This is a genomic window from Polynucleobacter sp. MWH-UH24A (genome assembly GCF_018687475.1).
Classification (GTDB): Bacteria; Pseudomonadota; Gammaproteobacteria; order Burkholderiales; family Burkholderiaceae; genus Polynucleobacter.
Genome location: NZ_CP061292.1, coordinates 929,427 through 943,545 on the forward strand (window position 1 = coordinate 929,427; position 14,119 = coordinate 943,545).

A 14,119-nucleotide genomic window follows, 5' to 3' on the forward strand; every position below is an offset into this window, starting at 1 on the left:
ATCATCTATGGAATTGAACCTGCAACACGTTGAAGACGCATGCAAAGAGCTTTATATCAGGGCCCTGAAATTACTACCTGACGATATTAAAGAGGGGATTAACGATCTCAAACGCAAAGAACGTGATGCTCGTGCGCAAGTGGTACTTGGAACCATGGTCACGAATATTGCGGTGGCTGAACGAGAGGATAACCTGCTCTGTCAAGATACCGGTTTGCCGATCTATAACGTTTGGATTGGTCGCGATGTTCAATTCGATGGAGTTCTCTTAAAGCAAGCGATTCGAAAGGGGTGCGAGCGAGCCACAACAGAGTATCCACTTCGCTCATCGGTAGTGCATCCGATTACACGCAAGAACAATCACACCTCCTCAGGCATTGAGATGCCAGCAATTCATCTTGATTTCATGGATAAGCCTGGCGTGATTGAGATTGAAATGATTCCCAAAGGAAGTGGCTCGGAGAATAATTCATTTTTAAAGATGGCTATACCAGCCGAAGGAATCTTAGGAGTTAAAGCATTTGTGATCGAGAGTGTTGTGAACGCTGGTGGTAAAACCTGCCCACCCACTATTGTTGGGGTAGGCGTCGGCGGTACATCCGACCAATGCGTCGCACTTGCAAAGCGCGCTGCGACCCGGCCACTTGGTAGCATTTGTAGTGATGCTGAAGGTGCTAAGTTGGAGAAGGAGTTAAGCGCTGCAGTCAATCAATTAGGAATTGGTCCTCAGGGACTTGGTGGTGATGGTACGGCGTTTGCAGTCCATGTGGAATTAGCAGCAACGCATATCACCATGAACCCTGTTGCTGTAAATATGCAATGCCATTCGGCACGTCGTGCGCGTGCAACGATTGGATCGCGTGGCATTGAATACGGCTTTTAAGGACGGTCATGGCACATTACAACCTCGCAACCCCAGTTAGTGAGAGCGATATCCGCAAGTTGAGGATTAACGATACGGTCACCTTGCAACAAACCTTGTTTGGTATCCGCGATGCGACCCAAATCCATTTATTTGATCGGGGCCGCAAAACTAAATTTGATCTGCAAGGTCATGCCGTGATTCATACGGCACCCAATGTTCGCAAAGTACCAGTTAGCCCTGAGTTCCCAGCAGGCTACCAAGCAATTTGCATTGGTACGACCACATCGGATCGGATGGAGCGCTTTACAGAACCCCTGATGCGAGAATACGGAGTACGCATGATTGTGGGTAAGGGTGGTTTACGGGAGTCATCCGCAAACGCCTTTCAACAATTTGGCGGTGTCTATCTCGCCATTATTGGTGGTACTGCTGCCCTCGAGACCACTTGGATTGATCAGATTGAGGATGTGGATCTCGATGATCTAAACCCAGAATCACTTTGGAAGTTCAAGATTAATCAATTTGGTCCTTTATTAGTGGCCATGGATAGCCATGGTGGCAGCATCTATCAAGAAGTGAAGTCTGAGGTTGCAAGTAATAAAGCAGCAGTACTAAAGAGCTTAGGCATTGTCTAAAGAGAGAAGGGTACTATGACATCGATTGAAACCATAAAGACCGATATCTTGGTTCTTGGCTCCGGTGGGGCGGGTCTCTTTGCGGCGTTGCATGCGCATCAAGCCAACCCCAACTTGCATATTACGATTGCGGTGAAGGGCCTCCTGGGTAAATGCGGTTGCACCCGCATGGTTCAAGGTGGTTACAACGTTGCGTTGGCTGAGGGTGATTCGGTTGAGCGTCACTTTATGGATACCATTGAAGGGGGCAAGTGGCTATCCGATCAAGAGCTGGCTTGGACCTTGGTGACCAAATCGGTTGAACGAATTCATGAACTAGAGAATGAGCTGGGTTGCTTCTTTGATCGCAACCCTGATGGCACGATTCATCAAAAAGCATTTGCTGGTCAAACCTTTGATCGCACAGTTCACAAGGGCGATCTTACTGGCATCGAAATCATTAATCGCCTAGCCGAGCAAGTATGGGCTCGTGGAATCCATCGCCTAGAAGAGCATCGTGCGATTGAGTTAATCAAGAGCGCTGATGGCAAGGCAATCGCGGGCGTATTGATGCTCAATATGCGCACTGGTCAGTTTGTCATGGTACGTGCCAAGGCAGTATTACTAGGAACCGGTGGCGGCCCCACCATGTACAAATACCACACCCCATCGGGTGATAAAAGCTGTGATGGATTGGCGATGGCCTTGCGAGCCGGTCTTGTCCTACGTGATATGGAGATGGTGCAGTTCCATCCAACTGGAATGTTAGCTGGACCCGATACGCGCATGACCGGAACGGTTCTGGAAGAGGGCTTGCGGGGAGCTGGCGGTTATCTCCTAAATGGTAATCAAGAGCGCTTTATGGGTAACTATGATCCTCGCAACGAGCGTGCTACGCGTGACATCGTCTCACGATCGATTTACTCCGAGATGCGCGCTGGTCGAGTCAGTCCAAATGGTGGGGTTTATATTCAGATGCATCACTTAGGCCCCGAGAATGTACGTAAATTATTTAAAGGAATGGTTGAGCGGTGTGCCGACTCGGGCTTTGATTTAGCGGGCGGACTGGTTGAAGTGGTTCCCACCGCTCACTACATGATGGGTGGCGTAGTATTTCATGCCGATACCAGTACCGATTTACCTGGATTATTTGCTGCTGGTGAGGATACCGGTGGTGTACATGGTGCCAATCGATTAGGCGGTAATGGGGTCGCAAACTCCACGGTGTTTGGCGGGATTGCCGGAGACACGATGGCGCACTATGTATCCAATCGAGAATTCTTAGAGCCCAATCAAGAATTAATGGAGCAAAGTATTGCGATGCATCGCAAACCGCTCACGCAAGCCCAAGGCGATATTGAGTTCATTCGTGACGAGTTAGCCGATTGCATGTGGGATCAAGTAGGGATCTTGCGTAATCAAAATGATTTGGTGGCAGCACGTGAGCGCTTGGATCGACTGGATGCGATGTTGCAAACCATGGGGGTGGGTGATACCAACCCAGCATTCAATCTGACCTGGCAGGATTGGATGAATCTACGTAACTTATTGTTGGTTAGTAAAACAGTGGTGGAGGCTGCCTTGGTTCGTGAGAACTCTCGAGGAGCGCACTACCGGGAGGATTATCCTGAGGAGGGCGATCTGGAGACTTCCTATTACACTGCTGTGCAAATGGATGGGGATCAATTAAGGATTGATAAAAAACCCGTGATATTCAGTATGGTCAAACCAGGTGAAACGATTTTGGTCGAGGCATAAAAAAAGCCCAGATGAACTGGGCTTAAACCAGGAGAGACTTGATATCAATTAGCAGTCAAATTACGCGCCTTGATCACCTTTTCCCACTTCAGTGATTCTGAATTAATCTGAGCCTCTAGTTCTTTGGGGGTATTGAGTACCGCAGTCAAACTATTTTGCTCCAGACTCTTTTGCATCGCCTCGCTCTTAACTGCCTTGACAGCTGCAGCATAAATCTTATCGGTGATGACTTTGGGGGTATTTGATGGAGCCATTAATGCAAACCAGCCAACGTTCTCAAAGCCAGGTATTGCTGCTTCGGCAACCGTTGGAATATTAGGAAGCGCTGGTAGGCGTTTAGCACTGGTTACTGCCAGAGCTTTGATCTGACCGTTCTTGATAAATCCAGTCGATGCAGGAACGTTACAAGCACAAAAATCAATTTGGCCAGCAATTAAATCAGTGAGCGCTGCTGCTTCACCCTTATATGGGATGTGAGTTGCATTAATACCTGCTGCAGTAATGAAATTTTCTCCAGCTAAATGCACTTGGCTACCAATTCCAGCAGAACCAAAATTTAAGTTCTTTGTTTTAGCAAGAGCAATTAGGTCATTGAGATTATTGACCGGTAATTTTGGATTGACCGAAATAATCATGGGGCCACTCACTAATGTAGAAATTGGGGCGAAATCCCTTGAGTAGTTAATCGCCATTTTCTTGTACATGTGTGGATTAACCGTCAACATGCTTCCAGAGGCCAATAAGAGGGTATAGCCATCTGCAGGGGATTTTGCAACCGCTTCAGCACCAATATTTCCACCGGCACCACCACGATTTTCGACGATCACGTTTTGACCCAAAATCGGGGTCATCTGCTGAGCCAATACACGACCAATAATGTCGGTCGTTCCTCCTGCAGCAAAAGGAATAATTAATTTAATGGGTTTATCAGGCCAGGACTGCGCCTGAATTCCTGGACTTGTAAATGCAATCGCACTTACCGCAATAAGACCGAGTGCAAACTTGAAGCGATTTCGTATTGCTTTGAACATGCTGATCTCCTTGGTTATCTATTTATTACCCATTTAAACATGATTTTGATGACCGAATCCTTGCAAGAAATCTAAGTCATCTATATGATATGGATATGTCCACCATTTTCATCTCCGAATTCATTACCAGTCAAGCCCTAGAAACCCTTAAGGCTCGGCATACCGTTATTTACCAACCCGATGCGTATCAAGACCCAAAACAAATGACTGATTCCTTGATTGCTGCTCAAGCTTGGATTGTGCGCAATCTCACGAAAGTGTCTAAGGAGTTGGTTGAGGGGGCAAAGCAGTTGAAGGTGGTCGGTCGTTTGGGTGTAGGCCTAGAGAATATTGATTTAAATGCCTGCGCCGAGCGAGGGATTCGGGTGATTCCTGCCACCGGTGCGAACGCTGAATCTGTCGCAGAATATGTGCTTGGGACGGCAATGGCGCTGATGCGCTCGTATCGCGAGGCTAGCACTGAAACCTTAGCAGGAAAATGGCCCCGACCGACTTACTCTAAATGCCACGAAATTTCTGGCAAAACCATTGGGATTATTGGATTTGGCAGCATCGGTCGTGTTGTTGCTGAGAAAGCACTCGCGCTTGGGATGCGCTGCATTGCCTACGATCCCATCATTAAAGAATCATCCATCGCAATAAAAGGCGGAGATGTAGCGATGCGGACGCTGACCGAAGTGCTTGCAAGTAGCCACATCGTTAGCCTGCATTTACCATTGCTCCCTGAGACTAAAGGTCTATTGAACCAGGCCCTGCTTGATCAAATGCAAGAGGGTGCTTATTTAATTAATACAGCCCGAGGTGGCATTGTCGATGAGCTTGCGCTTGCGCAGTCTTTGAAATCCGGCAAGCTCGGTGGAGCAGCGCTCGATGTCTTTGCGGTTGAGCCCGCAAAAGATCTTAGTCATTTTGTTGGGGTACCGAATTTAATTCTGACGCCCCATGTGGCAGGTGTCACTGAAGAAAGTAATGATCGAGTGAGCAATATGATAGCCCGCGAAGTGAATCTATTTTTGGAGAAAAATACGTGAGTCATTCATTTCAGGAATTGGTGCAACTTGCTTATCAAGGATTGTGTGCCGCCGGAGTTAAACATGATGCTGCAGCCGATACCGCCTTATTTTTAGCCTTAGCAGAGGTTGATGGATTGGCCTCTCATGGCCTAGCCCGGGTTGCCCAGTATTCGGGGCATGCAAAACATCAACGCATTAATACCCAAGCTGTCATTAAGACGCATCCTTATAAATCGGCGGCGGCAGTAGTTGATGGACAAGATGGCCTTGCATTTCCAGCGCTGAAGTACGCAACGGATCTTTCAGTACAACTTGCGCATCAGCATGGTGTTGGATTAGTGGCGATTAAGAACACCCATCATTTTGGTGTTGCAGGGCACTACACTGAAGCTGCTGCTAGGGCAGGATACATCTCAATTCTGTTAGGTAATACTCCTGCTGCGATGCCAATGGCTGGTGGCAGTAAAGCAGTTTTCGGAACCAATCCGCTTGCTGCCGCATTTCCGGTTCAAGGGAAGGATCCCTTGGTGGTTGATATGTCACTCTCGGCTGTAGCGCGCGGCAAATTACTAGTGGCATCGAAAAAAGGGGAATCCATTCCTTTAGGTTGGGCCCTGACCGCGGACGGACAGCCCACGACCGATCCCAACGAGGGTCTTAAGGGTTTAATGGTGCCACTGGGCGGAGACAAGGGCTCGCTATTAGCGCTCATCATTGAACTACTCGCAGTCGGTTTATCAGGAAGTCAGTACTCGTATGAAGCCGATAGCTTCTTCTCAATGAAAGGTAATAAGCCACGATTAGGCCAACTCATCATTACGATTGACCCTGGTTTGCCTGGAAAAGGCATTTACCGAAACCGAATGCTCGATTTAATTAATACATTTGCAAGCGATGCCGGAGTGCGCTTACCTGGACAGCGCCGCTTTACAGTTCGCCAGAATGCAATGAAGTCAGGGATCGTAGTCAATGAAGCGGTATTGCAAGAAATTCAGAATGGTATTCAAAGCGGTTGGAATAATTAATAAGTCAATCTTTAAAGGAGAGTAAACATGATTCACTTTGTCGTACATGAACCCGGAGATGTAGTGGGTGTTGTCGTGGTCGAGGGCGTTAATTCTGGAACCAATCTAACAGGTTGGGTCATGGAAGGCGATACCACTCTCAACATTAAGTCAGAGAGCGATATTCCGATCGGTCACAAAATTGCACTGCAAGACCTCAAGGTTGGCGATACCGTTATTAAATATGGCGTAGATATTGGTAAGGTGGTTGCCCCGATTAAGAAGGGCGAACATTTGCATGTGCAAAACGTTAAGACAAAGCGCTGGTAATCGATTGGCTAGCTAATTAACTTATTTTTAATTGAGAGAAGAACAAATGATTGATTTAAAAAAAGCGACCTTTATGGGATATCGTCGTGAAAACGGACGGATGGGAATCCGTAATCATGTGATCATTATGCCCCTAGATGATCTATCAAATGCTGCTTGCGATGCAGTGGCAAATAACATTAAAGGGACTGTGAAAATTACTCACCCCTATGGGCGTTTGCAATTTGGTGCCGATTTAGAGCTTCATTTCCGTACCTTGATTGGTGCAGGATGCAATCCCAATGTCGCAGCAGTGGTGGTGATCGGTATTGAGCCCCAGTGGACTGCCAAAGTAGTGGAAGGGATTAAAAAATCGGGTAAACCAGTCGAGGGATTCTGGATTGAGGGTAATGGCGATACCACAACGATTGCGAATGCAAGTCGTGCTGCCTACAAATTTATGAAACACGCATCGCAGTTGCAGCGCGTTTCTGCCCCCTTATCAGAGCTTTGGGTTTCCACAAAATGCGGTGAGTCTGATACAACATCAGGTTGCGGCTCAAACCCAACAGTAGGTAATGCCTTTGATAAGCTCTATGCGATTGGATCTACATTAGTCTTTGGCGAAACAACTGAGCTTACAGGCGGTGAGCATTTAGTCGAAGCGCGTTGCCGTACTCCTGAGGTTAAGGCAAAGTTTAAGCTGATGTTTGATCGTTACCAAGGCGTTGTCGAACGCAATAAAACCAGCGATCTTTCTGATTCTCAACCCACCAAGGGTAATATCGCAGGCGGCTTAACGACCATTGAAGAAAAAGCACTTGGCAATATTCAGAAAATTGGTAAAAAGTGCATGGTCGATGGCGTGTTAGATAAGGCTGAAATGCCGACTGGTAAAGGCTTGTGGTTTATGGATTCCTCATCGGCCGCTGCAGAAATGGTGACCCTATGTGCTGCCTCAGGATTTGCTGCCCATTTTTTCCCAACTGGGCAAGGCAATGTGATTGGTAACCCCATTCTTCCTGTCATTAAGCTCTGCGCAAATCCAAAAACAGTACGTACGATGTCTGAACACATTGATGTCGATGTTTCAGGAATCTTGCGCCGTGAAGAAAATATGGATACAGCAGGAGAAAAACTATTGGATGCGCTCTTACGCACAGCGAATGGTGAACTAACAGCTGCTGAAATTCTGGGTCACAACGAATTTGTAATGACCCGTCTTTATGAATCTGCCTAAGTAATTAAGCTGGTCATCCAGATGTTGGATGACCAATTCTTCTATGAAAGCTATTACGGCATATCAAGAAGTAAAACAAAAAATCACACGCGATATTGTGAATGGTCGCTATTTCATTGGCCAAGCCTTGCCAGCAGAAAAAGACTTTGCTAAAGAATTCAAGGTATCGATCGGCACGCTTCGTAAAGCGGTTGACGAGTTAGTCTCCGAAGGTATCGTAATTCGTCGTCAAGGCAAAGGTACGTTTATTGCTGAGCATGATGAGCAACGTCTTTTATATTATTTCTTTCATGTGATTAAGCATGATGCTGACCATAAAAATTATCCCAAGGTCGAGTTAGTATCGTTTCAAAGCGCAACCGCAAATAGTGAAGAGGCAAAAAAACTTGAACTAAAAGAGGGTGCACCGGTATGGCGAATTGTGAATCGTTTATCGCTTGATGGGCAGTGTGTGATCGTTGATCGACTCACGCTTAGTAAAGAGCGTTTTCCAACATTGACACGCAGTGCATTTCAGAATCGGGAGGGAAGTATCTATCAGCTGTATCAAGCCCAATACGGACAATCAGTGGCGCGAACCAGTGAGCGATTACGCGCCGGGGCAGCAAATAAGCAAGATGCTGAATGGCTCCATCTCAAACCAGGTGAGCCTGTAATTATGATTCGCCGCATTGCTCTCGGAATTGAAGACGAGCCGATCGAATGGCGTATCTCCACCTTAAATACTGAGCGCCATGAGTACTTCAGTGAACTAGGTGCCTAAGCGATTCGCTGGTAGTAAAGATTTTGTGGGTGATTTGATTCCGCAAAAAATAACCACCGCTCTGCCATTAAGCCAAGTAGGTGGACCATAAATGCGATCACAATTAAATTCAAACTTATCTGGCCTACGGCAACCGCCAATAGAGTGACCGGAATAATATAAGCCCCAAAAAATGCAAGCTTGCGAACGTTAGCAATAAAAAAGTTCGACTGTTGATGAAAAAATTCTCGGGTATTAAAACTACCGCCCATCATTCCCATCGAGATTTGTCGAACTGGCGTTTGTTGGATCCCGGTTGCTGATTGCAGAGTCGATTTAGGTTTGAGGGTACGATTACGCTTCCAGATCCAGAGTTTTAGAGTGAGCGAGAACAATAATAAGAATGCAGTAAATCCTGCAACACCAGCAATATTTTGAGTGGTTACGATGGCTTCACCTGAAAGCCATGCCGACCAAATAACAAATAAAACCATCAATAAAAACCAGCCTGAGGCAAATCCAAGGACAATAAAATTGACCATGGTCATTGGATGCGCCCACTCCTGAATAAACCGAATGCATTGGTAGATCATGGCTGTACAAACCCACAAAAGGATCGCAAAGATACTTAGTAATCCCCATAGCCAATTTGGAATAGCACTGAAGTGCCAAGAATAAATATAGGCTAGTACGGTGAGGGCAATAAAACTAGGCATTACCAAAACCTCGCGGGAGAGCCAAGATGTTCTCCACATCAGAATGGCGCGCCAAGCACGCTCAGGATGCCCTAGATGAAAAAACGAGGCAAGCAATCCTCCCCCCAGTAGCAGCAAGATGATTGGGAAGGCAAGGTAATTCATGAACTGATTGGGTAACGGATCGCCTGCTAGATGTAAAACTAGAAGGCTTACCACCATGCCTTGGGCCATGCCAGCCATACTAGTGAAGAAGACGAGTGAGAAAGCGGGATGCATTAGTTTTCTGCTTTTACTGCGGCAATCGTTTCGGTAATAGAGCGTGGCAAGTAGTGATTCGCTGGTTGGGTCTGCCATTCAGGCATGAGGCCATACCCACCGCGTTCGGCAATTGCCTTACTTGCCTCAGATTGTGAATCATGCACATCACCAAAGATTCGTGCACTTGTTGGGCAGGCCAAAACGCAGGCTGGTTTGCGTTCCGCTTCGGGTAAGGTCTCACTGTAAATGCGATCCACGCATAAGGTGCATTTGGTCATCACCTGCCGATCTTCATCAAGTTCACGCGCTCCGTAAGGGCAGGCCCAGGCACAATACTTACAGCCAATGCACTTGTCATAGTCCACCAGCACAATGCCATCCTCTTTACGTTTGTAGCTCGCTCCGGTTGGACAAACTGGCACACACGGCGGTTCTTCGCAATGCAAACACGATTTAGGGAAATGCACGGTCTCCATTTTAGGGAAGACGCCGGCTTCGTAAGTTTGAACTCGATTAAAAAAGGTGCCACTCGGATACGCACCATAAGGATCTTGATCGGTCATGGGGCCGGCGGAACCCTGGGTATTCCATTCCTTGCATGAGGTAACACATGCATGGCAACCCACACATACATTTAAATCAATCACGAGTGCTAGTTGTTTACTCATTAGAACTCTTATTTACGTAGGATGAAGAAAAGAGCATTCCGGGAACTTCGTTGGCTTGCGCTGTTGGCCACGTATCCATATCTTCACTGGATCCGGCGGGTGAAAGCTTGACGCGCACATCGTACCAACCCGCTTGACCAGTAATCGGATCTGAATTACTCACTCGAAATGTGCCATTCATGGTTTTAATGGGCAATTCCTCAGTAATTAGATGATTGAGCAAAAACCCTTTTTTGGATTCATCCGCATTGGGATCAAGATGCCATGCCGATTCGGCTTTACCAATGGCATTCCAAGTCCAGACGGTTCCTAGTTCAACAGCTTGGGTGTGGCGCGCCATACAGCGCACTTTGCCCCATTGGGATTCAACCCAGATCCATGCACCATCCTCAATGCCATGGTCAATTGCAGTTGCAGCGTTAATAAACAAATAATTATGGCTATGAATTTGTCGCAACCAAGCGTTTTGAGAATCCCAGGAGTGATACATCGCCATCGGTCGTTGCGTAATCGCATTGATCGAGAACTCATCTAAATTAGTGTCTGCATCTTCCAAGGGTGGATACCAAAATGGCAGAGGATCAAAAAACTCAATGATGCGTTCTTTAAGATGCTCAGGTGGAACGCGACCAGGGCGCTGGCCTTTAGCAGCCAGTCGAAACTGTTGAACAACATCGGAATACACCGCCAAAATAATCGGATCATTCTTTTGGCGCAGGGCATTGGCTTTGGCAAAGTCTAAGTAGCCTTGATTCCAATTGCGCATGTATTGATGCTCGGGGGGCATGCTGTAATGAAAGACGCAATTATTTTCTTGATAGCGCTTCCACTGGTCAGGGTTGGGTTCCCCACGAATACTTTTCTCACCATCCTTGCCACGCCAACCCATTAAAAATCCAATACCCGAATCCGGAGCCGTCTGGAAGTTGGTAATGAAGTCGGGGTAATCCTTGAACTTTCTTTGTCCATCCGCTGTTGTGAATGCTGGGAACTTTAAGCGGGATGCAAGTTCAATTAAAACATCTTGAAATGGTTTGCATTGCCCGGTTGGAGGTAAAACCGGAATGCGAACTGAATCACAAGGCCCATCAAATTCTGAGATGGGTCGGTCCAACATACTCATCGCATCGTGGCGCTCAAGATAGGTTGTATCTGGAAGTACGAGATCAGCAAAGGCCACCATCTCCGACTGAAATGCATCGCAGATCACTAAAAATGGAATCTTGAACTGTCCATTTTCATCTTTGGCATTGAGATGCTGTCGAACTTCCATGGTGTTCATGGTGGAGTTCCATGACATGTTAGCCATGAAAATCATCAGAGTATCAATCGAGTAGGGATCGCCCTTGACTGCATTGGTAATCACGTTATGCATTAAGCCATGGGCAGCCAAAGGATGCTCCCAGGTATAGGCCTTGTCAATTCGTAGAGGCTTGCCATCTCGATCAAGTGCTAAGTCCTCTGGACGGGTTGGCCAACCAAGCGGTGCTTTCGCTAAGGGCGTATTTACCTGAATGTCATTTTCCGAAGAGGGCGGTTTGATGTTGGGAGGAATCTGACGGGGATACGGAGCTTTATGTCGAAACCCGCCTGGGCGATCGATGGTACCAAGCAGGGTCATTAATACAGCTAAGGCACGTGTAGTTTGAAAGCCATTTGAGTGGGCAGAAAGGCCACGCATCGCATGAAATGCAACGGGACGACCAGTTACTGATGTATGTTGCTGCCCAAACGAATCAGTCCAAGCAATCGGTAGCTCAAAGGATTGCTTAAATGCTGTGTGTGCCATTTCTTTGGCTAGTAAACGGATACGTGGCGCAGGAATGGAAGTAATCTTCTGGGCCCACTCGGGCGTGCAAGACTTCACTTGCCGGCGCAATAATTCAAATGCAGGCGCTACTCGCTTGCCTTGATGAGGGCCAGGACCCATCACATATTCGCCAGAGAGAGCAGGGTCGACATCATTTGCAAAACAAGCTTTCGCAGTATTGCTTTTGGTGTCCCAAATGTACTTATTGTGAGGAATATCAGCATTAATTGGATCTGATTCAGGATCAAACAAAAATAAACCTTCTTCAGGACCCGGATCCAGGCAAACGAGCTGCGATGAATTGGTGTAGCGCTTTAAGAATGGATGATCGACTTGATTTGCCATAAGCAACTCATGCATCAATGCCATAAATAGCGCACCATCAGTACCCGGTTTAATCGGAATCCACTCATCAGCAATCGCAGAATAGCCAGTTCGCACTGGATTAATGGAGATAAATCGACCGCCATTGCGTTTGAACTTTGACAAAGCAATCTTCATCGGATTGCTGTGATGATCCTCCGCAGTTCCAATCATCACAAATAACTTCGCTTGCTCTAAATCGGGGCCGCCAAATTCCCAAAAGCTGCCACCAATCGTATAAATCATGCCAGCCGCCATGTTCACCGAGCAAAAGCCTCCGTGGGCTGCATAGTTTGGGGTACCAAATTGACGAGCAAATAAACCAGTAAGGGCTTGCATTTGATCGCGACCGGTGAACAAAGCAAATTTTTTGGGATCCGTTTCTCGAATGCCTCGTAAGCGATTCTCTAAAATACTAAATGCCTGATCCCAAGAAATTTCCTCAAACTCCGACTGACCGCGCTCTGAACCAGGTTTGCGTAAGAGAGGTTTCGTGATCCGTGCGGGCGACTTCTGCTTCATGATGCCCGAGGCACCCTTAGCGCAAATGACTCCCTGATTGAGGGGATGGTTTGGATTGCCATCGATATAGACCAGCTCACCATCACGTAAATGGGCCCGAATGCCACAGCGGCAAGCGCACATATAGCAGGTGGTCGTTTTGACCTCAGTAGCAGGATTTTGGAAATTAATTGGGTCGTGAACCGGTTGTGAGGAGAATAATTTGAACATGCAGCGACTTATAGTTATGAGTTTATTGTAGCGGCATTTTGGTAAATTTTCTGCAAATAAAACACCAAGTAAGCTAATAATTCATGATTGAAATCAATGATTTATAGATATTCTCAAAGTACTTACTTAAAGCTCATTTTATGAGCTTCTCTTAGACCACAATGGCATTTATCCAACAAGGAGAATGTCATGAAAAAGCTATCAGAATGGATTGTTTGGTTGGTATTTGCAGAGCGGCCAGGGGAGTGGGGTCGCAAAGAATGGGTGTGCAAGCGATTTGATTAAGGGCTGCATTTAATCAGTCAATTAAGCATAAATCCTCTAGGGGCTTGAAAAACGTCATCTTTTTATAGCAAACTTAGACTATATTAGGTATCAAGCGTGCAATGGCGCAAATACCATGGCAGAGAGGAGGAGTGGTGCTCAGCATTTTGAAGTTAGATGCGGGCGGTATCCCTCAGTGCTGGATTGATGCTGAGGATGCAACCCGACATTACGCGGATGACAGCGTCTCATGGACGCTGGGTGAACCCATCGCCGTCATGCGCGGAGGCATTTCACGCCTGACTGGCCGTCAATCGATCATTGAGCTGCACTCCATCATTGCCGTTAAAGGCTCTGCAAAAATTAATTTGTTTGATGTAATTCCAGCCATTACAAAGCGCAAGCTCTATCGCCGCGATCGCGGACTTTGCGCATATTGCGGATGCCGAATCTCGGAGCATGATGCCGAAGCAGAGCATATTATTCCAAACAGTAAGGGCGGTAGCTACACTTGGATGAATCTCGTTGTCTCATGCCGTCCTTGCAATCAACGCAAAGGGAATCGCACGCCCGAGAGAGCGGGGATGAGCCTCCTCTATGCTCCTTATACGCCTAGTTTGTACGAAGATATGATTTTGAAGGGCAGAAATATTTTGGCCGATCAGATGGATTTTCTAGCTGCCAATTTGCCCAAGGATAGCCGTATCCTGCAAGACCCCTTTTGGGTCTAATTGATTGCTAGCAGCAGTC

General features: G+C 46.9%; 13 protein-coding genes. 9 read left to right on the forward strand and 4 right to left on the reverse strand.

Going from position 1 to position 14,119, the window contains the following annotated elements:
• The first annotated feature begins 7 nt into the window (after positions 1–7).
• Genes ICV32_RS04910 through ICV32_RS04920 form a run of 3 tightly spaced genes read left to right on the forward strand, consistent with a single transcriptional unit; the run spans position 8 to position 3,237 of the window.
• Positions 8–883, forward strand: coding sequence for a fumarate hydratase (locus ICV32_RS04910; RefSeq protein WP_215372378.1), 876 nt, complete (start codon positions 8–10; stop codon positions 881–883).
• Between the two features lie 8 nt (positions 884–891).
• Positions 892–1,500 (forward strand): fumarate hydratase C-terminal domain-containing protein, encoded by a 609-nt coding sequence (locus tag ICV32_RS04915; RefSeq protein WP_215372380.1) that lies wholly within the window; start codon positions 892–894, stop codon positions 1,498–1,500.
• Between the two features lie 15 nt (positions 1,501–1,515).
• Positions 1,516–3,237: an L-aspartate oxidase gene (locus ICV32_RS04920; RefSeq protein WP_215372382.1), complete on the forward strand. Its 1,722-nt coding sequence runs from the start codon at positions 1,516–1,518 to the stop codon at positions 3,235–3,237.
• Between the two features lie 44 nt (positions 3,238–3,281).
• Here ICV32_RS04920 and ICV32_RS04925 read toward each other — a convergent pair whose 3' ends face one another.
• Complete coding sequence (locus ICV32_RS04925) at positions 3,282–4,268, reverse strand: tripartite tricarboxylate transporter substrate binding protein (RefSeq protein ID WP_215372384.1); 987 nt, start codon at positions 4,266–4,268, stop codon at positions 3,282–3,284.
• Between the two features lie 95 nt (positions 4,269–4,363).
• Here ICV32_RS04925 and ICV32_RS04930 point away from each other — a divergent pair, with 95 nt between their 5' ends.
• Genes ICV32_RS04930 through ICV32_RS04950 form a run of 5 tightly spaced genes read left to right on the forward strand, consistent with a single transcriptional unit; the run spans position 4,364 to position 8,597 of the window.
• The gene (locus ICV32_RS04930) at positions 4,364–5,299 is read left to right on the forward strand and encodes an NAD(P)-dependent oxidoreductase (protein WP_215372386.1); all 936 of its coding nucleotides are present in this window, start codon (positions 4,364–4,366) and stop codon (positions 5,297–5,299) included.
• A complete protein-coding gene (locus tag ICV32_RS04935; RefSeq protein WP_215372387.1) occupies positions 5,296–6,306 on the forward strand; it encodes an Ldh family oxidoreductase in 1,011 nt (336 codons plus the stop codon). Before ICV32_RS04930 ends, ICV32_RS04935 begins: the two co-directional genes overlap by 4 nt.
• A gap of 27 nt (positions 6,307–6,333) precedes the next feature.
• Positions 6,334–6,615, forward strand: a complete 282-nt coding sequence (locus ICV32_RS04940; protein ID WP_215372389.1) for a UxaA family hydrolase — start codon at positions 6,334–6,336, stop codon at positions 6,613–6,615.
• Between the two features lie 46 nt (positions 6,616–6,661).
• On the forward strand, positions 6,662–7,834 hold the full coding sequence (locus ICV32_RS04945; protein ID WP_305848882.1) for a UxaA family hydrolase: 1,173 nt from the start codon (positions 6,662–6,664) through the stop codon (positions 7,832–7,834).
• 43 nt (positions 7,835–7,877) lie between these two features.
• A complete protein-coding gene (locus ICV32_RS04950) occupies positions 7,878–8,597 on the forward strand; it encodes a GntR family transcriptional regulator (RefSeq protein WP_215372390.1) in 720 nt (239 codons plus the stop codon).
• On the opposite strand, the gene ICV32_RS04955 is transcribed toward ICV32_RS04950, so the two are convergent.
• From ICV32_RS04955 to ICV32_RS04965, 3 genes are read right to left on the reverse strand one after another with little or no spacing between them, the layout of a single operon-like run.
• On the reverse strand, positions 8,594–9,550 hold the full coding sequence (locus ICV32_RS04955; protein ID WP_215372392.1) for a DmsC/YnfH family molybdoenzyme membrane anchor subunit: 957 nt from the start codon (positions 9,548–9,550) through the stop codon (positions 8,594–8,596). The two genes, ICV32_RS04950 and ICV32_RS04955, sit on opposite strands and share 4 nt — an antisense overlap.
• On the reverse strand, positions 9,550–10,200 hold the full coding sequence (locus ICV32_RS04960) for a 4Fe-4S dicluster domain-containing protein (RefSeq protein WP_215372394.1): 651 nt from the start codon (positions 10,198–10,200) through the stop codon (positions 9,550–9,552). Before ICV32_RS04960 ends, ICV32_RS04955 begins: the two co-directional genes overlap by 1 nt.
• Positions 10,193–13,105 (reverse strand): molybdopterin oxidoreductase family protein, encoded by a 2,913-nt coding sequence (locus ICV32_RS04965; protein ID WP_215372395.1) that lies wholly within the window; start codon positions 13,103–13,105, stop codon positions 10,193–10,195. Before ICV32_RS04965 ends, ICV32_RS04960 begins: the two co-directional genes overlap by 8 nt.
• Positions 13,106–13,491: 386 nt before the next feature.
• Here ICV32_RS04965 and ICV32_RS04970 point away from each other — a divergent pair, with 386 nt between their 5' ends.
• Positions 13,492–14,100: an HNH endonuclease gene (locus ICV32_RS04970; RefSeq protein WP_215372396.1), complete on the forward strand. Its 609-nt coding sequence runs from the start codon at positions 13,492–13,494 to the stop codon at positions 14,098–14,100.
• Positions 14,101–14,119 lie beyond the last annotated feature (19 nt).

Excerpts from the sequence above, each read along its gene's own strand:
- ICV32_RS04910 (WP_215372378.1), top strand. The coding sequence starts at position 8 with ATGGAATTGAACCTGCAACACGTTGAAGACGCATGCAAAGAGCTTTAT.
- ICV32_RS04930 (WP_215372386.1), top strand. The coding sequence starts at position 4,364 with ATGTCCACCATTTTCATCTCCGAATTCATTACCAGTCAAGCCCTAGAA.
- ICV32_RS04945 (WP_305848882.1), top strand. The coding sequence starts at position 6,662 with ATGATTGATTTAAAAAAAGCGACCTTTATGGGATATCGTCGTGAAAAC.
- ICV32_RS04915 (WP_215372380.1), top strand. The coding sequence starts at position 892 with ATGGCACATTACAACCTCGCAACCCCAGTTAGTGAGAGCGATATCCGC.
- ICV32_RS04940 (WP_215372389.1), top strand. The coding sequence starts at position 6,334 with ATGATTCACTTTGTCGTACATGAACCCGGAGATGTAGTGGGTGTTGTC.
- ICV32_RS04970 (WP_215372396.1), top strand. The coding sequence starts at position 13,492 with ATGGCGCAAATACCATGGCAGAGAGGAGGAGTGGTGCTCAGCATTTTG.
- ICV32_RS04950 (WP_215372390.1), top strand. The coding sequence starts at position 7,878 with ATGAAAGCTATTACGGCATATCAAGAAGTAAAACAAAAAATCACACGC.
- ICV32_RS04955 (WP_215372392.1), bottom strand. The coding sequence starts at position 9,550 with ATGCATCCCGCTTTCTCACTCGTCTTCTTCACTAGTATGGCTGGCATG.
- ICV32_RS04965 (WP_215372395.1), bottom strand. The coding sequence starts at position 13,105 with ATGTTCAAATTATTCTCCTCACAACCGGTTCACGACCCAATTAATTTC.
- ICV32_RS04960 (WP_215372394.1), bottom strand. The coding sequence starts at position 10,200 with ATGAGTAAACAACTAGCACTCGTGATTGATTTAAATGTATGTGTGGGT.
- ICV32_RS04920 (WP_215372382.1), top strand. The coding sequence starts at position 1,516 with ATGACATCGATTGAAACCATAAAGACCGATATCTTGGTTCTTGGCTCC.
- ICV32_RS04925 (WP_215372384.1), bottom strand. The coding sequence starts at position 4,268 with ATGTTCAAAGCAATACGAAATCGCTTCAAGTTTGCACTCGGTCTTATT.